Raw genomic sequence first — 22,145 nt, forward strand, 5'->3', positions numbered from 1 at the left:
GGGATACAGAGAGATGCCCAGCCAGAAGTCACGGCCCACGATGCACATTCCGGGTGCCACCAGCCACACCATCGCCCCGCGCGCAGGACGAGACAGCCACGAGGGAACGCTGCGCTACCTCAAGGCGGGCAGCGGCGCTCCCGTCGTCCTGCTGCACACCGTGCGCACTCAGGCGGAGCACTTCCGCCTCCTCATCCCGTTGATCGCGGACCGGTACACCGTGTACGCCCTCGATCTGCCGGGGATGGGCTACTCCGAGATCGTGCCCGGGGCGTCGTACGACGAGCCGGCGATGCGCGCGGGCGTCGAGCGGCTCCTCACCGAACTCGACCTCCAGGACGTGACGTTGGTCGGGGAGTCCATGGGGGCGGTGCTCGCCCTGACCGCCGCGGCCGATCTGCCGGAGCGGGTACGGCGCGTCGTCGCGGTGAACACCTACGACTTCCGCGGCGGGATCGCCCGCTCCAGCTTCCTCGCCCGTGTGGTGGTCGGCGGTGTCCTCATGCCGGGAGTGGGCCCGGTGGTCGCCGGGGTGGAGCCCAAGCCCGCCCTCCGTAGGATCCTTCAGGGCGGACTCGGCGACAAGAGCGCGCTGCGGGCGGACTACGTGGACGAGCTCCTCCAGGTGGGCAGCCGTCCCGGCTACCCGACCGTCGCCCGGGCCGTGTACCAGAGCCTGCCCAGCCTCATCGCGGCCCGCTCGCGCTACCCCGAGGTCAAGGCCCCTGTCCACCTCGTCTACGGGGAGAAGGACTGGTCCCGGCCCTCGGACCGGGAAGCCAACAAGCGGCTGCTGCCGGCCGCCGACTTCACGCAGGTGCCGAAGGCCGGCCACTTCATCGCTCTGGAACGGCCCGACGTACTGGCCGACCTGTTGAACGCGGTGGCGTGACCGCCCCGGACCGCTGTGACCACCGCTGAGGGCGGTACATGACGGAGATCCGGATCGAGTTCGACGTTCCGTCGCAGATGCGTGACGGTACGGTGCTGCGCCCGGATGTCCACCGGCCATGGTCGGGGGCAGTTACCTCGGCACCACCCAGTGGATGGCGGCACTGTCCAAGCCGCCGGAGCTGAAGGCGATCGCGCCGATGGTCACGTGGTCCGATCCGGACGACGGACTGTGGACGCGCGGTGGCGCGATCGAGTTCGGCATCACCGCGCCCTGGTCCCTCATGCACGGTGCCGACACCCTGATACGCCGTCACCGCACCGACGTCGCCGCACTCGTGAGCGGCGTCACCGGACTCGTGCGCTCCTCGGCGACCCCCTGCGCGCGCTGCTCCTGGCCCTCCTCGGTGAGCGCCGCGACGGCCACCTCGGCGATGTCCTCGGCGTCGATGAACGCCTCCGCCCCCGCCTCGGCGTCCCGGTGCCCGCCTGGTTCCGGGCCCACGGCGATCCGGTCGTCGCCCCCGCTGTCTGCGGCACCGGCACCGGCGCCTCGCCCTGGCCGCCGATCTGCTCGACGAACCCGAGGTGACGCTCGCCGCCGTGGCCGGCCGTGTCGGTTTCGCCGACGCCTTCGCGCTGAGCGCCGCGTACAAGGGCGAACCCGGCGTCAGCGCGAGCGAGTACCGCAGCCGCCGGGGTCCGACGCGAGCCTGACCGCGACGCGGAGCCCGGCGGCCGTTTGCGGCCCGGGGGCCGGCACGGCAGGGTTCGGGGGTGGCTACTTTGCTGATCGTGCATCACACGCCCTCGCCGCACTGCCAGGCGATGTTCGAGGCCGTCGTCGCCGGTGCGACGGATCCCGCGATCGAGGGCGTCCGGGTCGTGCGGCGGGCCGCGCTGGCCGCCACGGCCTCCGACGTGCTCGGCGCCGACGGGTTCCTGCTCGGCACCCCGGCGAACCTCGGCTCCATGTCGGGCGCCCTGAAGCACTTCTTCGACCAGATCTACTACCCGTGTCTCGACACGACGAGCGGCCGGCCCTTCGGCTACTACGTGCACGGCGGAAACGACGTCACCGGCGCGGTACGCGGCATCGAGTCGATCACGAAGGGCCTGGGCTGGCGACGGGCGGCCGAGGCCGTGACCGTGACGGGCGAGCCCGGCAAGGCGGATGTGGAAGCCTGCTGGGAACTCGGCGCCACGGTCGCCGCCGGCCTGACGGGCTGACGGCCGGCCTCGCGGTCCGACGCCCGGCTCAGCCCGCCGTGAGGGTGACCGCCTGCTGCCGAGCCGCGTGGAAGCGGGGCAGCGGCAGGCCGCCCGCCGCGGTACGCAGTTCCATCAAGGTGGCCTCCACGTCGGCCTCGCCTGCTTCGAGGGCGTCAGCCGACGGCTTGCCGGTGTTCACCCAGCGGCGCTCCGTGCCGTCGCACACGGCACGGGTACCGCCGACGCCGTGCCGCACGGACGAGGAGCCCTGCGCGACGGAGGAACTCACGAACACCGGGCCGGTGCCGTCGGTGCAGCGGTACGTGCCGGAGAGGGTGACGGTCCCGTCCGGGGCGATCCGTCCCGTCGGATCGACCGTCACGGTCTCATTCGGGTCGGCGGACGCGGGCACGGCGGGGGCGGCCAGCAGGAGCAGCGCGGCACCGGCCGCGGCACCGAGAGCGGGGCGCAGGGTCATGCGCGGGGGTGTGGGCATGGGCGTGGGCGTGGGCGTGGGCGTGGGCGTGAACTGGCGCTCGGGCATGGGAAGACCTCCTGAGATGGGGTTCCACTGGTACCGGGCACACGCGCCCGCGGCCGTGACCGTCCCCCGTTCGGTGGCGAGTCATCGACGGCGGTGACCGGTGGGATCATCGGTGTCGGTCATACGGTCGCGAGCCGTTCGGCGGCATGTCGTTCGGCGGCACGGCGTTCAACAGCACATCGTTCGGCGGCACATCGTTCCGCTGCGGGCCCGCGGCGACGGTCGTGGAACCGTCCGGGTGTGGTCCGCGTGTTGTCACGCTTCACGGTCCGCTGTTCCGATGAGTTCGCGCCGGGAGGATGGTCTGTCCTACAGGGACCCGGACCGGTGCTCCCGCCGACGTGGAGGTGCGCCATGTGTTCCCACCAGCCCTCATGCCCCGGAGCCGCCCGCCCGGCCCCGCACGTCGTCGCCGCCCGCCCGGAGCAGGGCTGGAACCTGCTCTGCGACGGCGCGATCGTCTTCGACGACACCGGTGAACTGCTGCCCGACGGCCGCGTCGTCGCCCCGCACCGGGCACCCGCCGGGCGGCCGGCGATCGCCGCCTGATCACTACGGCGACGCGGCGGCGTCGGCCCCGCACGCGCCGCCGTCCCCTCCTGAGGTGCCGGGCCCGGGGTCCGCGACCGGCGGACGCGGACCCCGGGCCCGGTGCGGTCAGTGACGGAACAGGCCCTTCACCGGGCGCCGCGGGTCCCGCAGGGCGTCCCGGAGCAGGCCGAGGAACGCGGTGCCCCACGCCTCGACGGTGGTGTCGGTGAACAGGTCGGTGGAGTACTCGACGGTGAGGGTGAGGGTGTCGTCGCCGGGGGTCAGGACGACGTACAGCTCGTTGCGTGCCACTCCCCGCACGGCGAGGGGACGCACCGAGGCCGTGACCGACGCCAGGTCCAGGGCGGGCGGCGGGGTGGTGACGACGGTGAACCGCACGGTGGGGAACAGCGCGCCGCCGATCTCGGGCGCGACCAGCGCGACCACGTCGGCCAGCGGCAGTTCCTCGTGGTCGAGCGCGGTGAACAGCGTCGGGCCCATGCGCGCCACCAGGTCGGCGAAGGAGTGGGCCTCGCCGGTCCGGGCCCGCAGCAGGACGGCGTCGCCGAGCAGTCCGACCGCCTCCGACTGCTCGCGCCGCAGACGGTTGGCGCTGGACGCGGCCAGCACCACGTCCTCCTCGCCGCACACCCCGGCCAACCAGGTGGCGAAGGCCGCCGCCAGCACGGAGTACCCGGTGGTGCCCAGGAGACGGGCGGTGTCCGCGAGGCGGCGGGACGTGTCGTCGTCGGTGACCCAGGTGCGCAGGGCACCCCGGCCGGACAGCTTCTCGGGCCGGGGCCGGTCGTAGGGCAGGGGCGGGCGCAGGGGCACACCGTCGAGTTCGGTACGCCAGAACTCCTCGAGCGCGGCCCGGCGGTGGCCGTCGAGTGCGCGCTCCGCTCGGGCGAAGTCCGTGAACTGCCCGGACGGCCGCGGCAGCCGGGCCTCGGCGCCGGCCCGGCGGGCGTTGTACAGCTCCTGCAGCTCGTGCCGGACGACGCCCAGGGACCAGCCGTCGCAGATGGCGTGGTGGAAGACCGTCACCAGCACCCACCGGTTGGGGCCGAGGCGGGCCAGCCGGACACGGAACAGTGGTGCGCGGTCCAGTGTGAACGGCCGGGACGCGTGCTCGTGACACCAGCGCTCGACGAACCCCTCGTCCTCGGCGTGCGCGGACAGGTCGTGCGCGGACAGGTCGGTGACCGGCAGGACCACGGGCACGGCGGCCAGCACCTCGACGACGTGCGTCCCGTCCCGTACCGCGGCCCGGCTGCGGAGCGCGTCATGGCGGGCGACCACGTCCTTCAGGGCTCCGGCCAGGAGGTCCGGATCCAGGTCGCCGTGCAGGTCGAAGCGGTGGGCGACGTTGTACACGCTCGGGTCGGAGCGTTCGTGGTGCCGGTCCCACAGCCGTCGCAGGGTGGCGGGCATCGGCACGGTGTCCACCACCCGGTCGTCCGGGCCCGGCCCGGTGGCGCGGGCCGCCACGCCCCGGACGGTCGGGGCCAGGAAGAAGTCGGCCATGGAGAGGTGGATGTCCAGGTCCTCCGCCATCCGGTGCACCAGCCGGATCGCGCTCAGCGAGTGCCCGCCGAGTTCGAAGAAGGACCGGTCCGGCGGCACCTGCCGGACGCCGAGTTCGTCGCACCACAGCGCGTGCAGCGCCCGCTCCGGCCCGGTGAGGGGCTCGGCGGCCGGCTCATGGGTCTCGTCCTGGTGGCCGGGTTCGGGCAGCCGGCCGCGGTCCAGCTTGCCGGACGCGTTCACCGGGAGCCGTTCCAGGCGCGCCCAGCGGCGCGGCACCAGATGGTCGGGGAGCCGCGCGGCCAGCGCGGCCCGCAGGGAACGCAGGTCCCTCTCGCCGGCCGCGGGGACCACGTAGGCGGCGAGCTCCGTCTCGCCGTGCCGGTCCCGGCGGGCGACGACGGCCGCGTCCCGGACGTCCGGCAGCGCGGCCAGCGCGGCCTGGACCTCGGCGGGTTCGACACGATGGCCGCGGATCTTGACCTGGTCGTCGGCCCGGCCGCGGTACTGGAGGGTGCCGTCGCCCCGCCAGCGGGCGAGGTCGCCGGTCCGGTAGAGCGTCCCGCCCGCCCCGTCGTCCAGGAAGGCCGCCGCCGTCTCCGCCGGCCGGTGCAGGTAGCCGTGCGCGACGGGAACGCCCCCCACGTGGATCTCGCCGACGGCCCCGACCGGGACCTGCCGCCCGGACGCGTCCAGGAGCAGGATCCGCGCGCCCGGCACGGGGGTGCCGATCGGCGGCAGCGGTTCGCCGCCGGGGTCGACGCGGTGCGAGGTGACGATGACCGAGGTCTCCGTGGGGCCGTACTGGTTGAACAGCGCACAGTCCGGATGCGCGGTGAGGAAGCCGCGGAAGGCGTCCGTGAGGCGCAGCGCCTCGCCGGCCACGAACAGCTCGCGCAGAGACGGCAGTTCGGGCCGGGTCTCCATGAGATACGTGAGCGGTGTGCACGGCATGAACATCCGCTGCACCTGGTGACGGCGCACCGCCTCCGCCACCGCCGCCGGGTCGTGCCGCACCTCGTCGTCGATCAGTACCAGCGCCGCTCCGGAGGCCAGCGTGGTGAAGATCTCCTGCACGCTCACGTCGAACGCGGGCGAGGTCCACTGAAGGGTGCGCAGCCCGGGGTGGGCCGTGAGGTGCGCGTGGACGAGGTGGGCCGGGCCCCGGTGCGGTACGACGACCCCCTTGGGGCGTCCGGTGGAGCCCGAGGTGTGGATGCAGTAGGCCGGGTCCTCGGGCCCCGCGGCGGCGTCGAGCGGGCCGGCCGGCAGGCCGGCGGTGACGTCCTCGATGCGCTGCACCGGCGGTCCGGTGCCGATCCCCGGGTTCCGGGCGAGCATCGCGGCGGAGGTCAGCAGCAGGGCGGGGGTGCCGTCGGCGAGGAGTTCCGTCACCCGCGGGGTGGGCACGGACGGGTCGAGGGGCAGATAGGCGGCACCGCTCTTGAGCACGCCGAGCAGCGCGGTGATCAGCTCCGGGCCGCGCGGCAGCAGCACGGCCACCCGCTCGCCGCGCCGCGCGCCCCGTTCACGCAGCCGCCGGGCGAGCCGGTTCGCGCTCTCCTCCAACTCGCCGTAACTGACGTGCAGTTCACCGCTCACCAGGGCGACGTCGTCCGGTGTCCGGCGGGCCTGCCGCTCGAACAACCCGTGCAGGGTGGCCGGCGCGAGGTCGCGGGGCCGCTCGTCGAGGTGTCCGAGCCGGGCCAGCGCCGCCCGGTCGGTGTCGGTGACGGCGGTGAGTTCACCGAGCGGCGCGCCCGGGGCGTCGAGGGCGCGGCGCAGCACCTGTTCGACGTAGTCCACGAAGCGGCGCACGGTGCTCTCGTCGAAGAGGGCTGTGTCGTACTCGACCATGAACCGCATCCCGTCGCGGTGGTGGGTCAGATAGACACTGAGGTCGAACGGGGCGCGGTCGCTGGGCACGTCCAGCAGGGCGGCGGTCAGCCGGGGCGGGTCGAAGTCGGCCCGGCTCTCGTTCTCGTACTCCACCATCACCTGGAACAGCGGGTTGCGGCCCGGGTCCCGGCGTGGGTTCAGCGCGCCCACCAGCTCGTCGAAGGGCACGTCCCGGTGCTCGTACGCCGTCGTGCTGCCCTCGCGGATCCGCCGGAGCAGCGTGCCGAAGTCCGGGTCGCCGGTGAGGTCCACGCGCAGGGGGACGGTGTCGAGGAAGAGGCCCACGTGGTGTTCGGCGCCGACGGGCCGGGCGGCGACCGCGGTGCCGAGGACGATGTCCCGCTGCCCACCGAACCGGCCGAGCACCGCGGCGATGGCACCGGTCAGCGTCATGAAGAGGGTGGCGCGCTCGGCGGCGGCGAAGGTGCGCAGTCTGCCGACGAGTCCGGCGTCGAGCGCGTGGGTGAGGCCGGCTCCCGCGCCGGTGCGGACCGGCGGGCGGGGCCGGTCGGTGGGGAGGTCGAGCTCGGGGGCGCCGGCGAGTTCGCGCCGCCAGAAGCCGAGCGAGGCGGCCCGGCCTGCCTCGTCCGGCCGGCCGGCCGCGGGCAGCCCGGTCAGGGGCGGCAGGCCGGGCTCGCCCGGCAGTCCGGCGCGGCGGTGGCGGTAGAGGGCGGCGAGGTCACGGACCAGCACGGCGGTGGAGGACGAGTCGAAGACGATGTGGTGGGCCAGCAGGAAGAGCAGGTGCCGCTCCTCGGACAGGCGCAGCAGCCGGGCCGTCACCAGCGGTCCCGTGCTCAGGTCCGGACTTCGCCGTCCCTCGGTGGCCAGGACCGCCCGCAGTGCCTCCTCCTGCGTCGCTCCGGAGTGGTCGTCGACCGGGCAGCCGAGCGTGCCGTGGTCGCGTATCTCCTGGTACGGGACACCGTCGGTGTCGCCGAAGACCGTGCGCAGCGCCGGATGCCGGTCCGCGACCCGTTCCAGCGCCCAGCTGAGGGCCGGTACGTCGAGGGGACCGTCGAGGCGGACGGCCTTGGGCTCGCAGTACATGGTGGTCCCCGGGTGCAGCCGTTCCAGGAACCAGATGCGCCGCTGTGCGGGCGACAGCGGCTCACGGCGGGGCCGTACGGGCACCGGGGCGGGCGCGGACACCGCCACCGACGCGTTCTCGCCGTCGTCCCGGTTCCCCTCACCGTCCTGCTCGCGCCGTCGGAGACGGTCGAGTGCCGGCAAAGCGGCCAGGACCTGGTCCTTCGGTACGCCGAAGTCCACGAAGCAGGCGATCTCGTCCGCGCCCGCCGCAGTCAGGCGGCGCACCGTCGCCGACGCCGTGTGCTCGTCGCCGATCAGCGCCCGGGAGTCGCAGTAGCGCTCATAGGCCCGCCCGAGCAGGAAGTCCACATCCTCCTCGGGCGTGTTCTCCAGGTCCACGTCGAAGCCCAGGCTGTTGGTGACCTGGTCGAACAGGGACAGCGACGAACGCAGATACGACACGAACGGCCGGTACGCCTCGGCCCGCGCGCGCTGCGCGTCCGCCCCGAGGTAGGTGTGCACCAGCACCACCACCCGGCCCCCCGCCGGATCGAGACCGTGCTCGGCTCGGGTGCGCCGGTACAGCGCGATGTTCCGCGCCAGCTGCTCGACGGTCTGCGTCATCAGGTTGGTGACGACCCCCAGATCCTCGGCCGCCGCCCGCCGGTAGCTGTCCGGGTTGCCCACCACGGCGGCGTACAGGGGCGGTTGCTCCTGTACGGGCCGCGGGTGCAGCCGTACGTCCACCGGGCGGCCGTCGCCCGCGGTCACCGTGACCGGCTGCCCGGACCACAACGCCTTCACGGTCGCCAGGTGTTCGTACATCACCTCGCGGTGCCGGCCGAAGTTCTCCGGGGCGAGCGCGAAGTCGGTGGCGTGCCAGCCGCTCGCGACGCACAGGCCGGCCCGGCCGCCGGAGATGTTGTCGACCACCGACCACTCCTCGGCGACCCGCGCCGGGTGGTGCAGCGGCAGGACGACGGAGCCCGCGTGCAGCCGGACGCGGCTGGTGCGCGCGGCCAGCGCGGCGGCGAGCACGGAGGGGTTCGGGAACAGCGCGCCGAAGGAGTTGAAGTGCCGTTCCGGTAACCACAGGGCGTGGAACCCGTGCCGGTCGGCGAACTCGCCGGCCTCCATGATGAGCGCGTATTTGTCGTGGTCGGCGTCGTCCGGGTAGTCGCCGAAGAAGTACAGGCTGAAGTCGCATCCGGCGGGCGGCGCTACCGAGTCGGGGGTGACGGCGGGGGCGGGGACGGGATGAGGCTCCGGGGTCGGGGTCGGGGTCGGGACCGGGTGGGGTGTCCGGACCGAGGTCGGCAGGGGGGCGGGGAGGGGGTTCGTTGTCGGGGCGGACCGGGCGGTGGAGGGGGTGAGCAGGTCGAGCTGGCGGGAGATGATCCCCGTCACCTGGCCGACGAGTTGCTCCGCCAGCTTCAGCTGCTGTCCGAACAGCGCGTCCAGTTCGTGCGGGACCCGCGTCCCGACCGGCTCGGTGGGCGCGGCCGGCTCCGGCGGGACGACGGCCTCCGTGGGCGAGGGCGGAGCTTCGACGGGCTCCGGGGCCGTCCTTGTGACTCCTGGTGATCGCGCCAGGCGTTCGGCGAGCTTGCGTGGGGTGTCGCAGGAGTCGAAGAGCTCACGGACCGGGACACGCACGCCGTACCGCTGTTCGAGCTCCGCCGTCATGCCCATCAGCGAGAGCGAGTCCGCGCCCAGTTCGAAGAACGTGCTGTCGGGGTCGGTGTCCGCGGCCTGCGCGCCGAGCTTGTCCGCCGTCAACCGGCGTACGGCGCCGAGCAGTTCGCCTGACGCGTCCGGGGTGGCCGGTGTGGCCCGTGTGGCCGGGGTGGTCGGGGTGGTCGGCACCATCGCGCCGGCGGGCCGCGCGGCGCGGACGGTCACCGGACGCGGCCGCAGCGGATGCCCCGGCAGCGGCACCCGGCCCCCGTCGCCGGTGAGGGCCTCCCAGTCCAGCTCGGCGCCTCTGCCGTACAGCGACCCGAGCGAGGCCAGAAGCCCGTGGACCTGTTCGGTCCGGCCGCCCTCGCCCTGCCCGCTCACCCAGCGGCCCGCGGGAAGGCAGTGCCGGCCGAGGCCGGTGAGGGTGTCCCCGGCGCCCAGCTCCACGAAGTCCTCGCACCCACGCCCGGCGGCGGCGCTCAGGGCCAGGTCGAAGCGGACGGGCCGGCGGGCCTGGCGGCACAGGTAGTCCGCGTCGACGGTCCAGCCCGCCTCGCGTGCCTCGCCGTCGGCCGCCGTCACCAGCGGGGTGTGCAGCGGACGGAACGTCACCTCGCGCGCGTGGGAGCGGAACTCCGGTATCGCCGGCTCGACACCGGCGGAGTGGAACGGCCGGTCCACGGCCAGCGCCCGGTGCCGCAGCCCTTCCCCGTCGAGGAGGCGCACCGCCGCCTCGACGGCCTGCGGCGGCCCGGACAGGACGTGGGCGCGCGGTCCGTTGACGGCGGCGAGTTCCGCGCCGGCGGCCGACGCGATACGGCGGGCGGTCGCCGTGTCGGCGCGGACGGCGAGCATGCCGCCGGGCGGGCAGACCGTGTGCATCAGGTACCCGCGCCGGGCGGTGAGCCGCAGCCCGTCCTCCAGCGTCAGGGCGCCGCCCGCGTACAGGGCCGCGTATTCGCCGGCGCTGTGCCCGAACAGCAGCGCGGGGGTGACACCGCAGAAGCGCCACGCCTCGACGAGCGCCGCCTGGTGGGCGAACAGCGCGGCCTGCGCGGTCTCGGTGGGCCAGATCCCGCTGTCGCCGGGCGGCTCCCGGAGCAGCAGGGGCAGCAGGGTGCCGCCGAACTCGTCGGCGTAGATCTCCTCGCACCGGTCGAGCACCCGCCGGGCCGCGGGGAACGCGGCATGGAGCCCGGCGGCCATGCCGGGGCGTGCGCCGCCCTGGCCGGAGAAGGCGAAGGCGAGGGGGCCCACGCAAGGGTGGGCCTCGGGCCGCCGCTCCGCCAGCCCGCGGGCCAGTTCCCCGGCCGTCCGGCCGACGACCGCGGTGCGTACCGCGCGGTGCGGGCGGCCCAGCGCGAGGGTGGCGGCCACGTCGGCGGCGGCGGGCTCCGGCTGTCGGGTCAGCCGGTCGCGGAGCCGGGCGGCGAGCTCGTCCAGGGCCTCCGGGTCACGGGCCGACACCGGTACTAGGACCGGCAGTTCGGGTACGGAGGGCGGCGGCACGGGCGGGGCCTCCTCCAGCACCACATGGGCGTTGGTGCCGCCGACGCCGAGCGCGCTGACCCCGGCCCGGCGCGGTACCCCGTCCGGCACCGACCACGCCCGCAGTTCGGTGGCCAGTGTCAACGGGCCGCCGTTCAACCGCAGTTCCGGGTTGGGGCGGGTGAGGTGCAGCGTCGGCACCAGCGTGCGGTGGCGCAGCATGAGGACCGTCTTGATCAGTCCGGCCATGCCGGCGCAGCTGTCGAGGTGTCCGATGTTCGGCTTCACCGAGCCGACCGCGCAGAAGCCCCTGCGCCGGGTCTCCTCGCCGAGCGCCCGGCCGAGCGCCTCCAGTTCCACCGGGTCGCCGAGCCGGGTGCCGGTGCCGTGGGCCTCCACGTACGAGAGGGTGTCGGCGGGCACGGCCGCCCGGCGCAGCGCCTGGCGCACCACCTCCACCTGACCGGTGACGCCGGGGGCGGTGAACCCGACCTTGCCCGCGCCGTCGTTGTTGACGGCGGAGCCGAGGATGACCGCGTGCACGGTGTCGCCGTCGGCCAGCGCCCGGTCCAGCCGCTTGAGCAGGACGACGGCCACGCCGTTGCCGCCGACGGTGCCGTCGGCCTCCGCGTCGAAGGCCCGGCAGCGTCCGGTGGGCGACAGGATCGAACCCGGCGCACTGCGGTATCCGGTCTCCTGCGGGAAGTGCACGGCCGCGGCACCGGCCAGCGCCAGGTCCGCGTCGCCGGTCAGCAGCGCCTGGGCCGCGAGGTGCACGGCGACCAGGGAGGTGGAACAGGCCGTCTGCACGCCGATGGCGGGACCGGTCAGGCCGAGCCGGTAGGCGACGCGGGTGGCGAGGAAGTCGGGCTGCTGCCCGATCGCGGCCTGGATGCCGGTGGCCGGATCCGTCCCGTGGTCCGTTCCGTGGTCCGTTCCGTGGTCCGTCCCGTGGTCCGTTCCGTCGTTCCTCCGCTCGTCAGTTTCGTCGTCCGTTCCGTCGTTCCTCCGCTCGTCCGTTCCGCCGTTCCTCCCGTCGTACGGTGCGCCCGTCACCGACGGTCGCTGGTGGTCGTACAGATGCATGCCGGAGCCCCCGAAGACCCCGACCCTGGTGCCCGGTCGGGTGGCGGCGTACCCGCCGTCCTCCAGTGCCCGGTGGCAGGACTCCAGGAACAGCCGGTGTGCGGGGTGCGTGAACGTGGCCTCCCGGTGGCTCATTCCGAAGAAGTCGGCGTCGAACTCCTCGACGCCGTCGAGGATTCCGCCGACGGGTACGAGGGCGGGAGCGCCGGGCGCTCCGGGTCGGCCGGGAGACACGCCCGCCGCCGCGAGCTCCTCCGGGCCGAAGGTCCGGACGCTGTCCACGCCGTCCCGCAGGTTGGCCCAGAACTCCTCGACGCCGGTCGCGCCCGGGAAGCGGAGGGACATGCCGATGATCGCGACGCGGCGATCGGCCGGGGCCCCCGAATCCGCCGGGGCCGCCGAAATCGCTGGGGCCGCCGAATCCGCCGGGGCCGCCGAATCCGCCGGGGCCGTCCACGCCTTGGCGCCCTCGGGGACGTGCCCCCGGGACACGGCGTTGGACAGACGTGCGGCGAGCGCGGCGGCCGTGGGGTGCTCGAAGAAGGCGGTCTGCGGGATCGGCGTGCCCAGGCGTTCCTCCAGGCGTGCCCTCAGCCGGACCAGCAGCACGGAGGTCAGGCCGAGGTCGTAGAAGGGCATCGCGACGTCCACCGGACGCCCCACCACCGCACCGGTCTCCTCCCGCACGACCCGCGCCACCGCGTCGGGGTCCAGCCGCACGCCAGCGGGCGGGACCAGGCCCGAGGCCGGGTCCGGGTTCGGGTTCACGTCCGTGGCCGGGTCCGAGTCCGCGGCCACGACCACGGCCGGGTCCTGGCGCCGGTCCAGGTCCGGTTCCGTGGCCGTAGCCAGGCCCGGGTCCAGGTCCAGGTCCGGGTCCGGGGGGAACTCCGCGGCCAGGTCCACGCCCCACCCTCTGCCACCGTCGAACCACCCCCCGATCAGCCGTTCCCGGAGTTCGGTGCGGCGTACCTTGCCCGCGGGGGTTCTCGGGAACTCCTGGGGAGGGACGGGCAGGACGTGGGTCGCGGTGAGCCGGAGCCGGGTGAACAGCGCCGCCTTCACGTCGGCGGTGATGCGCCGGTCCTCGGCCGGGCCGCGGCTCACGAAGAACACCGCCAGTTCCTCCGTGCCCCGCTCCGGGTGCGGGACTCCGCAGGCGGCCACCTCTCCCTGCCGGACACCGGCGACGGCGGTGGCGGCCTCCTCGACCTCGTGGCAGTGGATGTTGTGCCCGTGGAGAATGATCAGGTCCTTGCGGCGGCCGGTGACGACGACCTGGCCGCCGTCGAGGAAGGCCAGGTCACCGGTGTCCAGCCAGTCCCGTCCGGCGGGGTAGGCCACGGCGTCCGCCTCCGGATTGTTCACATAGCCGGGGGTCAGACGCGCGGGCGAGTGCACCTGGAGCCGGCCGATCCGGCCCACGGGCGCGAGCTCGCCGGCGTCGTCGACGATGCGCAGGGTGACGCCGTGGGCGGGCGAGCCCGCCGCGACGAAGGTGACGCGGTCGCCGTCCGGGGTCCGCTCGCCGGCCCGCTCCAGGTCGCCGCCCAGGCTGCTCTTGAGCAGGCGGTGCACGGTGCCGGGCCGGTCGAGCCGGCCGTAGGTGACGGCCGTGACCGTCTCGGCCATGCCCCAGGCCGGGACGACGTGCCCGGGACGGACGCCGTACGGAGCCGTGCTGTCGAGGAAGCGGTCGAGCACCGGCAGCGCGATCTGCTCGCCCCCGCACACCAGGGACTTGAGGCCTCCGAGGTCCCATGGGCCGCGTTCCTCCCGCCGTTCGGCGAGCGCGTCCGCGACGAGCCCGTAGGCGAAGGTCGGCGCCCAGCCGTGCTGCGCGCGGTGCGTGTGGAGGAGGTCGAGCCAGCGCAGCGGATCGGCCAGGACCAGCTCGGCCGGCGCGTGGACGTTGGTGCACCCGGTGAAGACCGCGAGCAGGTGGTAGAGCAGGAACGCGCCGCTGTGGTCCACCGGCAGCCAGTTCACCATGGTGTCGTCCGGCCGCACGTCCAGGATCCGCCGGCTGCTCGCGGCAAAGTCCGCGAGTCCCGCGTGCGTCAGCCGTGCGGCCTTGGGCACGCCGGTGCTGCCGGAGGACAGCATCAGCAGGGCGGTGTCCGACGCGTCCGGCACGACGTGGTCCGTCGCGGGCGACGCGGCCAGACAGTCCCGCGCGACCACGGCACGTGCCCCGGCGACGGACCGGGCGATCACCGCCGCGCCGCCGGCGTCGCTGACCACCAGCGGCCGGTCCAGCAATCGGACGGCGTGCAGCAGGCGTTCGAGTGCCGGTGAGCCCGGTGCGGGGCTCTCCGCGACGGCCACGGGGCGGGCACCGCCGAGCACACAGGCCCAGAACGCGGGGAAGAACTCCGCCAGGGGCAGCCCGCACAGCACCACCGTGTCACCGGAGCGCAGGCCGTGTTCGCGCAGCCCGGTGAGCAACCGCCGCGCCGTGTCCAGCAGTTCGGGATACGTCCGCGCGGTCGTGGATCCGTCCGCGGCGACGGTGACGAGTCTGCCCCCGGTGCCGGAGTCGGCGGCACGCAACAGCGCCCGCACGGCGTCGTGCGGGTCGTCCGCGGTCCGTTCCGGTTCAGGTCCCCGGCACAGTGAGGTCCCCCGTGCGTGTGCCATGTGCGTCCTTCCCGTCCTTTGTCTGTCCGCTGGTGGACGACGTCGGCCGGCCCGTCCCACGACGGCCGGTGGTGAACAGCAGGAGAACCAGCGCCCCGCACACCGCGGCGCCGTGGAAGGCGCCCACGACGGCCAGGGCGGGCAGTGCCTCCAGGGCCGCCGCGGCGGCCACCGTGCCCAGCGCGAAACCGGACTGCTCCGCCGTGGCGGACAGTCCGAAGAGCCGGTCGCGCTGCCGCTCCGGTGCGGCTTGCAGGCGTGAGGTGTAGACGATCTCGGTGCAGCCGTCCGCGAAGCCCGCGGACACGGCTGCCGCCATCAGCGCCCAGGCGGGCGGTCCGGTGAACGCCGCGACGAAGGAGAGCGACATCGCGCAGGTACCGATCGCGAAGGCCCGTTCGCCCCAGGCCCCCTCGCCGCGTCGGCGTTTCAGGGCCTGCCGGCGTTTCAGGGCCTGGTGGGCGAGGAGGGTGCCCACCGCCCACGCGGCCCAGAACCGGGTCATGAACAGCGCGGGCTCGGCGGGGTCCGCGGCGTGCGCGACGACCGGCAGGGCGACGTTGTGCGAGGAGGACGCCAGGGCGTCGACGCCTCTGAGCAGGATCAGTCCGAGGCCGAGAGCGGGAAGACCGGCCGGTATGAGTCCGATGCGCCGTCCGATGCGCCGTCCGGGGCCCGGACGGGACGGGGAGGCGGTGCCCCCGCCGCCGTCTTCTCCCGCCGGTGCCCCGTCCTGCCCGCCGCCCATGCGGGGCCGCAGCACGAGCAGCGCCGCGGCGGACACGGCGAAGCTGGCGCCGTTCACGGCGAAGGCGAGGGCGTAGCCGCCGAACCCGACGACCGCGGCGGCCGAGGCGAAGCCGAGCACCGTCGCCACGGACCGTGCCGTGACCAGCAGCCCGTTCGCCCGGGCCCGGTCCTCCTGGCCGACCATGACGGGGATCGCGCTGCGCAGGGCCACGGTGAAGTACGTGTTGCCCGCGCCGAGCACCACGGCCGCGCCGGCGAGCAGCCACAGGGGCGGGTGCGAGGCGCACAGCGCCAGCACGCCCATGGCGAGGCACTGGACCACGTCGGCACAGATCATCACCATCCGCCGGGAGGTCCTGGCGAGCAGCGCCCCGGCGGTGAGCCCGGCGAGGAATCCGGAGCACAGCCGAACCGCCATGACCCCGCCGACGCCGAACGCGGTGCCGGTGACCTCGTAGGAGAACAGGCTCAGCGCGATCAGGTTCAGGTAGGTGCCGTAGGCGGACACGGCGGTGGAGCACACGAGCACGCGGAACCGTCGGTCCACACCGTCCACCGCGCCCCCCACGACCGAACTCAGTTCGGGAGAGCCGAACGGACCCCCAGCCTCATGTCCGCCCGATCGTAACGATCGTGCCGAGCTTCGCGCCGTTCACTTTCGGACAGGCGTTCACTTACTTCCGTGGCCGTGGCCGAGAAGCGACGTGGCGACCGGCGCGCTACCGCGACGCCGCGGATGTCCTCGGCCGTCTCGTGCGGCACGGGCCGCTACGGCCCCGGCCGCCGCTACGGCAGGACGGCGAACCCGTCGAGTTCCACTGCGGCCTGGTCGTCCCACAGGCGTACGACCTCCACCACCGCCATGGCCGGGTAGTCGCGGCCCGCCAGCCGCCGCCAGACGCGGCCCAGTTCGCCTGCGTGCGCGCGGTACGCGGCGATGTCCGTGGCGTAGACGGTGACCCTGGCCAGGTCGGCGGGGGTCCCGCCGGCGGCCCGCAGGGCGGTCAGGAGGTTGCCGAGGGACCTCTCGAACTGCTCGGGGAGGGTGTCGCCGACGACCTTGCCCTCGGCGTCCAGGGCGGTCTGGCCGGCCAGGAAGACGACCCGGGTGCCGGTCGCGACGACCGCGTGCGAGAAGCCGGCGGGCGGGGGGAGTCCGGGCGGGTTGACTCGCTCGGCGGTCACGCGTCGGCCTCCCGGAGTTCCCTGCGCGCGTACAACTCCTTGGCGATGATGCCGCGTTGGATCTCGCTCGCGCCCTCGTAGACGCGCGGCGCGCGCACCTCGCGGTACAGGTGTTCGAGGAGGTGGCCGCGGCGCAGGGCGCGGGCGCCGTGCAGTTGGACAGCCGTGTCGACGACGTACTGCGCGGTCTCGGTGGCGAGCAGCTTCGCCATCGCCGCGCGCCCCGGGACGTCCGCTGCGCCCGCGTCGTACGCCGTCGCCGCCGCGTACACCATCAGGCGGGCCGCCTCGGTGCGCAGGGCCATCTCGGCGACCTGGTGGGCGACCGTCTGCAGGTCCCGCAGCTTGCCGCCGAACGCGTCCCGCCGGGCGGTGTGGGTGAGGGTCGCGTCGAGTGCCGCCTGGGCCATGCCGACCGCGAAGGCGCCGACGCTGGGCCGGAAGAGGTTGAGGGTGCCCATGGCGACCCGGAAGCCGCGGTCGACCTCGCCGAGCACGTCGTCGGCGGTCACCGGCACCGCGTCGAAGGCGAGGGCGCCGATGGGGTGCGGCGAGAGCATGTCGATCGGGGTGCCGGTCAGGCCGGGCCGGTCGGCGGGCACCAGGAAGGCGGTGACACCACGGGCGCCGGCACCGGGAGTGGTGCGGGCGAAGACGGTGTAGAAGTCGGCCTCGGGCGCGTTGGAGATCCAGCACTTCTCTCCGCCGAGCCGCCAGCGGGCGCGACCGTCGGCCTCGGCACGGACGGAAGCGACGGTCCCGGCGTCACCGCCGATCCCGGCACCGGCCGACCGCACACCAGAGGACGCGACGTTCGGCACACCGGCCGACCGCACACCAGGGGACGCCGCATCCGGTCCGCCGACCGCCCCCGTGCCACGGCCCCCGGCGTCCACCGGCTCCACCGGCTCCACCGACCCGGCAGCACGGGCCCCGGCCCCCGCCGAACCGCCCCGCCCCCTCCCACCACCTCCCGTGTCCACCGGTTCCGCCCGCAGAGCGAGGGCCGCCGCGTCCGAGCCCGCGCCCGGCTCGCTCAGGGCGAACGCGGCCACCGCCGTGCCCTCGGCGACCCGGGGCAGCCAGCGGGCCCGCTGGGCCGGGGTGCCGTGGGCATGGACGGGATGCGCGCCCAGGCCCTGGAGGGCGAGGGCGGTCTCCGCCTCGGTGCAGGCGTGGGCGAGGGACTCCCGCATGAGACAGAGGTCGAGGGCGCCGGAGGTGAACAGGCGGGACAGCAGGCCGAGTTCGCCGAGTCCGGTGACCAGCGGACGGTTCACGTGACCCGGTCGCCCCTGCTCGGCGAGCGGACGCAGCCGGTCCGCGGCCAGGGTGCGCAGCCGGGCGCACCACGCGGCCTGTTCCGGTTCGAGCGAGAATGCGGGCATCGCCGTCCTGCCTCCCCGTGACCGTGGGGCCACTCCCCTCGACGGTATCGCGCACCGTTGACTGCCGTCACCAACACGTTACGCTCGTTGCGCGACCCCTCCACGAGGACCGCACGAGACCGCACGGGACCGCACGTGATCACCCGACGACGACCCGACGGCCGCACGAGGATCCGCACACGGACCCGTACATGGATCCGCACACCGATCCGCACACGGATCCGCACGAGGCACACCCCGACGCCCACCACCCACGCCCACAAGGCAAGGGGGCGAACGCCATGAACCCCTCGGCCCACGTCGACACCTTCGCGCGCGACCACCTTCCGCCCCCCGGCCAGTGGCCCGAGCTCCGCTTCGACCTGCCGGAGCTGCGCTACCCCGACCGGCTGAACTGCGCGGCCGAGCTGCTGCGCGGCCAGCCGGAGGACCGCCCCGTGTTCCGCACGGCCGCCGGCCCGGCCTGGACGTACGGCGAGCTCCGGGCCCGCGTCGACCGCATCGCGCACACCCTCACCGGTGACCTCGGCGTCGTCCCCGGCAACCGGGTCCTGCTGCGCGGCCCCACCACCCCCTGGCTGGCCGCCTGCTGGCTGGCGGTGCTGAAGGCGGGCGCGGTCGCCGTCACCGTGCTGGCCCAGCAGCGCCCGTACGAGCTGAGCACGATGTGCGAGATCGCCGAGGTGCGGCACGCCCTGTGCGACACCCGGGTCCTCGACGACCTCGCCGAGGCCGGGATACCGGACCTCCGGATCACCCCGTACGGCGGCGACACCCCCGGCGACCTGCTGCGCCGGGCGCGGACGGCATCCGAGCGGCCGTACCCCGCCGTGCGGACCGCGGCCGACGACGTCGCGCTGATCGCCTTCACCTCCGGCACCACCGGTCGCCCGAAGGGGTGCATGCACTTCCACCGGGATGTGCTGGCCATCGCCGACACCTTCTCGCGCCATGTGCTGCGGCCCCACCCCGACGACGTCTTCGCCGGCAGTCCCCCGCTCGGCTTCACCTTCGGACTCGGCGGCCTGGTGGTCTTCCCGATGCGGGCCGGCGCGAGCGCCCTGCTCCTCGAACAGGCGGGCCCGCGCCAGCTGTTGCCCGCCATCGCCGAGCACCGGGTCTCGGTGCTGTTCACGGCCCCCACCGCCTACCGGGCGATGCTCGGCGAACTCGACGCGTACGACGTGTCCGCCCTGCGCCGCTGTGTCTCCGCCGGCGAGAACCTGCCCGCCGCCACCTGGCGGGCCTGGCACGAACGGACCGGGCTGCGCCTGATCAACGGGATCGGCGCCACCGAGCTGCTGCACATCTTCCTCTCCGCCGCCGACGAACGGATCAGGCCCGGGACGACCGGAGTTCCCGTACCGGGGTGGCACGCGCGCGTGCAGGACGAGGACGGCGAGCCGGTGCCCGACGGCGAGCCCGGGCTGCTGGCCGTGCGCGGGCCGGTCGGCTGCCGCTACCTCGCCGACCCGCGGCAGCGGGAGTACGTCCGCGACGGCTGGAACGTCACCGGCGACACCTACGTCCGTGAACCCGACGGCTACTTCCGGTACGTGGCCCGCGCCGACGACATGATCATCTCGGCCGGGTACAACATCGCGGGGCCGGAGGTCGAGGACGTGCTGCTGCACCACCCGGACGTGCTGGAGGCGGCGGTCGTGGGACGGCCCGACGAGGCGCGCGGACAGGTCGTGGTGGCCCATGTCGTCCTCAAGGAGGGTGCCGCGCGGGACACCGGGGCACTGCGCGCCTTCGTCAAGTCCGCACTGGCACCCTACAAATGCCCGCGCGAGATCGTCCTGCTGGACGCGCTGCCGCGCACGGCGACCGGGAAGCTCCAGCGATTCAAGCTGCGCACCGATGGTGACCAGCGGTGACGCCGGAGACCTAAGATGATCAACGTGTCCGACCAGCATGCACCACGGTCTCTCATCGTCACGCTCTACGGCGCGTACGGCCGCTTCGTGCCCGGCCCGGTGCCCGTCGCCGAGCTGATCCGGCTGCTGGCCGCGGTCGGCGTCGACGCCCCCTCCGTCCGCTCGTCGGTGTCCCGGCTCAAACGGCGCGGGCTGCTCGTGCCGGCCCGTACCGCGCAGGGCGCCGCCGGCTACGAACTGTCGCCGGACGCGCGCCAGTTGCTCGACGACGGCGACCGGCGCGTCTACGGCGCGCCACCCGAAGAGGACGAGGGCTGGGTGCTCGCCGTGTTCTCCGTGCCGGAGTCGGAACGGCAGAAGCGGCACGTGCTGCGCTCCCGCCTGGCCGGCCTCGGCTTCGGCACCGCGGCACCCGGCGTGTGGCTCGCCCCGGCGCGGCTGTACGAGGAGGCCCGGCACACCCTCCAGCGGCTGCGGCTCGACGGGTACGTCGACTTCTTCCGCGGCGAGCACCTCGGTTTCGCCCCCACCGTGGAGGCGGTCGCCCGCTGGTGGGACCTGGCCGCCATCGCCAAGGAGCACGAGGCCTTCCTCGACGCCCACGCGGGCGTGCTGCGGGGCTGGGAGCGGCGCACGGACACCCCGCCCGAGGAGGCGTACCGCGACTACCTCCTCGCCCTGGACTCCTGGCGTCATCTCCCCTACGCCGATCCCGGGCTGCCCGCCCGGCTGCTGCCCGGGGACTGGCCGGGCGGCCGGTCGGCGGCGGTGTTCCGGGGGCTGCACGAGCGGTTGCGCGACGCGGGCGCCGCGTTCGTCGGCGTGTGATCCCGGGTACATCACCCGCCCCTAAGGGAACACTCAGCTTCCTCTGTCCCTCTTCTCAAGTTCCTTGCCTACCGTCCCTGGGGTCGTACGGGAGAAGGAAGAGGACTGTTGCGCATGACCACCACGGCAAGGGCTCAGGGAGCCACCGTCTGGCTCACCGGGCTGCCGAGCGCGGGCAAGACGACCATCGCCCGCCACCTCGGTGAGCGGCTGAAGGCCGGGGGACATCGCGTGGAGGTCCTGGACGGCGACGAGATCCGCCGCTTCCTCTCCGCGGGCCTCGGCTTCTCCCGCGCCGACCGCACCACGAACGTGCAGCGCATCGGGCTGGTCTCGGAGGTGCTCGCCCGCAACGGTGTCCTGTCCGTCGTCCCGGTGATCGCGCCGTACGCCGACAGCCGCGAGGCCGTCCGGGCCCGGCACGAGGCGAGCGGGACGCCGTACATCGAGGTGCACGTGGCCACCCCGGTGGAGGTGTGCAGCGAGCGGGACGTGAAGGGGCTGTACGCCCGGCAGGCGGCGGGTGAGCTGTCCGGGCTGACCGGCGTCGACGACCCGTACGAGCCTCCTGAGGACCCGGCGCTGGTGCTGCGGACGCAGGAGCAGACCCCGTGGGAGTCGGCGGACGCGGTGTACGCGGTGCTCGCGAAGCGGGGGCTGGTATGAGCGCCACCGCTCCCGAACAGGGCTTCACCCTCTCCCACCTGGACGCGCTGGAGTCCGAGGCCGTCCACATCGTCCGTGAGGTCGCGGGCGAGTTCGAGCGGCCGGTGATCCTGTTCTCCGGCGGCAAGGACTCCCTCGTCATGCTGCACCTGGCGCTGAAGGCGTTCACGCCGGCGCCCGTGCCGTTCCCGCTGCTGCACGTGGACACGGGGCACAACTTCCCCGAGGTCCTCGACCACCGGGACCGTGTGGCCGCCACCCATGGGCTGCGGCTCCATGTGGCCTCGGTACAGGAGTACATCGACCGCGGTGTGCTCCGCGAACGTCCGGACGGCACCCGCAACCCGCTGCAGACGCTGCCGCTGACCGAGAAGATCCAGGCCGAGAGGTTCGACGCGGTCTTCGGAGGCGGACGCCGGGACGAGGAGAAGGCCCGCGCCAAGGAGCGGGTGTTCTCGCTGCGGGACGAGTTCTCCCAGTGGGACCCGCGCCGCCAGCGCCCCGAGCTGTGGAACCTCTACAACGGCCGGCACGCCCCCGGCGAGCACGTCCGCGTCTTCCCGCTCAGCAACTGGACCGAGCTGGACGTGTGGCAGTACATCGCCCGCGAGGAGATCGAGCTGCCGGCCATCTACTACGCCCACCACCGCGAGGTGTTCCAGCGGGCCGGGATGTGGCTGGCCGCCGGCGAGTGGGGCGGGCCCCGGGGGACCGAGACCGTCGAGAAGCGGCAGGTCCGCTACCGCACCGTAGGTGACATGTCCTGCACCGGCGCCGTGGACTCCGACGCCGACACCGTCGAGAAGGTGATCGCCGAGATCGCCGCCTCCCGGCTCACCGAGCGCGGCGCCACGCGGGCCGACGACAGGATGTCCGAGGCCGCGATGGAAGACCGCAAGCGCGAGGGGTACTTCTAGA

General features: G+C 74.2%; 13 protein-coding genes and 2 pseudogenes. 9 read left to right on the forward strand and 6 right to left on the reverse strand.

Annotation, left to right across the window (positions count from 1 at the left end):
- Positions 1 to 13: 13 nt before the first annotated feature.
- Both ACWD0J_RS14055 and ACWD0J_RS14060 read left to right on the forward strand, forming a co-directional pair.
- The gene (locus ACWD0J_RS14055; RefSeq protein ID WP_451496035.1) at positions 14 to 892 is read left to right on the forward strand and encodes an alpha/beta fold hydrolase; all 879 of its coding nucleotides are present in this window, start codon (positions 14 to 16) and stop codon (positions 890 to 892) included.
- A gap of 154 nt (positions 893 to 1,046) precedes the next feature.
- Positions 1,047 to 1,160 (forward strand): annotated as a pseudogene (locus ACWD0J_RS14060) (hypothetical protein); the annotation flags it as partial.
- A 44-nt stretch (positions 1,161 to 1,204) separates the two neighbouring features.
- Here the strand turns inward: ACWD0J_RS14060 and ACWD0J_RS14065 are convergent.
- Positions 1,205 to 1,396, reverse strand: coding sequence for a hypothetical protein (locus tag ACWD0J_RS14065; RefSeq protein ID WP_451496036.1), 192 nt, complete (start codon positions 1,394 to 1,396; stop codon positions 1,205 to 1,207).
- A gap of 44 nt (positions 1,397 to 1,440) precedes the next feature.
- Between ACWD0J_RS14065 and ACWD0J_RS14070 the strand changes: the two are divergent.
- Positions 1,441 to 1,608, forward strand: a pseudogene (locus ACWD0J_RS14070) (AraC family transcriptional regulator); the annotation flags it as partial.
- 60 nt (positions 1,609 to 1,668) lie between these two features.
- Complete coding sequence (locus tag ACWD0J_RS14075) at positions 1,669 to 2,121, forward strand: flavodoxin family protein (RefSeq protein ID WP_451496037.1); 453 nt, start codon at positions 1,669 to 1,671, stop codon at positions 2,119 to 2,121.
- Between the two features lie 28 nt (positions 2,122 to 2,149).
- Here ACWD0J_RS14075 and ACWD0J_RS14080 read toward each other — a convergent pair whose 3' ends face one another.
- Positions 2,150 to 2,581, reverse strand: coding sequence for a DUF6299 family protein (locus ACWD0J_RS14080; RefSeq protein ID WP_451496062.1), 432 nt, complete (start codon positions 2,579 to 2,581; stop codon positions 2,150 to 2,152).
- A 420-nt stretch (positions 2,582 to 3,001) separates the two neighbouring features.
- Here ACWD0J_RS14080 and ACWD0J_RS14085 point away from each other — a divergent pair, with 420 nt between their 5' ends.
- Positions 3,002 to 3,196, forward strand: a complete 195-nt coding sequence (locus tag ACWD0J_RS14085) for a DUF5999 family protein (protein WP_451496038.1) — start codon at positions 3,002 to 3,004, stop codon at positions 3,194 to 3,196.
- 108 nt (positions 3,197 to 3,304) lie between these two features.
- On the opposite strand, the gene ACWD0J_RS14090 is transcribed toward ACWD0J_RS14085, so the two are convergent.
- The 4 genes from ACWD0J_RS14090 to ACWD0J_RS14105 form a co-directional block, all read right to left on the reverse strand.
- Positions 3,305 to 14,530 carry an amino acid adenylation domain-containing protein gene (locus ACWD0J_RS14090; RefSeq protein WP_451496039.1) on the reverse strand — a complete coding sequence of 3,742 codons (11,226 nt, stop codon included), beginning with the start codon at positions 14,528 to 14,530 and terminating at the stop codon, positions 3,305 to 3,307.
- Positions 14,490 to 15,827 carry an MFS transporter gene (locus tag ACWD0J_RS14095; RefSeq protein ID WP_451496040.1) on the reverse strand — a complete coding sequence of 446 codons (1,338 nt, stop codon included), beginning with the start codon at positions 15,825 to 15,827 and terminating at the stop codon, positions 14,490 to 14,492. The genes ACWD0J_RS14090 and ACWD0J_RS14095 overlap by 41 nt, the downstream gene beginning before the upstream one ends.
- A 239-nt stretch (positions 15,828 to 16,066) precedes the next feature.
- Positions 16,067 to 16,465, reverse strand: a complete 399-nt coding sequence (locus ACWD0J_RS14100; protein ID WP_451496041.1) for a RidA family protein — start codon at positions 16,463 to 16,465, stop codon at positions 16,067 to 16,069.
- Positions 16,462 to 17,853 (reverse strand): acyl-CoA dehydrogenase family protein, encoded by a 1,392-nt coding sequence (locus ACWD0J_RS14105; protein WP_451496042.1) that lies wholly within the window; start codon positions 17,851 to 17,853, stop codon positions 16,462 to 16,464. Before ACWD0J_RS14105 ends, ACWD0J_RS14100 begins: the two co-directional genes overlap by 4 nt.
- 281 nt (positions 17,854 to 18,134) lie before the next feature.
- Here ACWD0J_RS14105 and ACWD0J_RS14110 point away from each other — a divergent pair, with 281 nt between their 5' ends.
- From ACWD0J_RS14110 to cysD, 4 genes are all read left to right on the forward strand, one after another.
- Positions 18,135 to 19,733: an AMP-binding protein gene (locus ACWD0J_RS14110; protein WP_451496063.1), complete on the forward strand. Its 1,599-nt coding sequence runs from the start codon at positions 18,135 to 18,137 to the stop codon at positions 19,731 to 19,733.
- A 15-nt stretch (positions 19,734 to 19,748) separates the two neighbouring features.
- The gene (locus tag ACWD0J_RS14115) at positions 19,749 to 20,561 is read left to right on the forward strand and encodes a PaaX family transcriptional regulator (RefSeq protein WP_451496043.1); all 813 of its coding nucleotides are present in this window, start codon (positions 19,749 to 19,751) and stop codon (positions 20,559 to 20,561) included.
- 114 nt (positions 20,562 to 20,675) lie between these two features.
- Positions 20,676 to 21,227, forward strand: coding sequence for an adenylyl-sulfate kinase (gene cysC, locus ACWD0J_RS14120; RefSeq protein ID WP_451496044.1), 552 nt, complete (start codon positions 20,676 to 20,678; stop codon positions 21,225 to 21,227).
- Complete coding sequence (gene cysD, locus ACWD0J_RS14125) at positions 21,224 to 22,144, forward strand: sulfate adenylyltransferase subunit CysD (protein WP_451496045.1); 921 nt, start codon at positions 21,224 to 21,226, stop codon at positions 22,142 to 22,144. Before cysC ends, cysD begins: the two co-directional genes overlap by 4 nt.
- Position 22,145: the final 1 nt, after the last annotated feature.

It is taken from the genome of Streptomyces sp. NPDC003011 (assembly GCF_053591515.1).

Excerpts from the sequence above, each read along its gene's own strand:
- ACWD0J_RS14055 (WP_451496035.1), top strand. The coding sequence starts at position 14 with ATGCCCAGCCAGAAGTCACGGCCCACGATGCACATTCCGGGTGCCACC.
- cysC (WP_451496044.1), top strand. The coding sequence starts at position 20,676 with ATGACCACCACGGCAAGGGCTCAGGGAGCCACCGTCTGGCTCACCGGG.
- cysD (WP_451496045.1), top strand. The coding sequence starts at position 21,224 with ATGAGCGCCACCGCTCCCGAACAGGGCTTCACCCTCTCCCACCTGGAC.
- ACWD0J_RS14080 (WP_451496062.1), bottom strand. The coding sequence starts at position 2,581 with ATGACCCTGCGCCCCGCTCTCGGTGCCGCGGCCGGTGCCGCGCTGCTC.
- ACWD0J_RS14110 (WP_451496063.1), top strand. The coding sequence starts at position 18,135 with ATGAACCCCTCGGCCCACGTCGACACCTTCGCGCGCGACCACCTTCCG.
- ACWD0J_RS14085 (WP_451496038.1), top strand. The coding sequence starts at position 3,002 with ATGTGTTCCCACCAGCCCTCATGCCCCGGAGCCGCCCGCCCGGCCCCG.
- ACWD0J_RS14090 (WP_451496039.1), bottom strand. The coding sequence starts at position 14,530 with ATGGCACACGCACGGGGGACCTCACTGTGCCGGGGACCTGAACCGGAA.
- ACWD0J_RS14105 (WP_451496042.1), bottom strand. The coding sequence starts at position 17,853 with ATGCCCGCATTCTCGCTCGAACCGGAACAGGCCGCGTGGTGCGCCCGG.
- ACWD0J_RS14115 (WP_451496043.1), top strand. The coding sequence starts at position 19,749 with ATGATCAACGTGTCCGACCAGCATGCACCACGGTCTCTCATCGTCACG.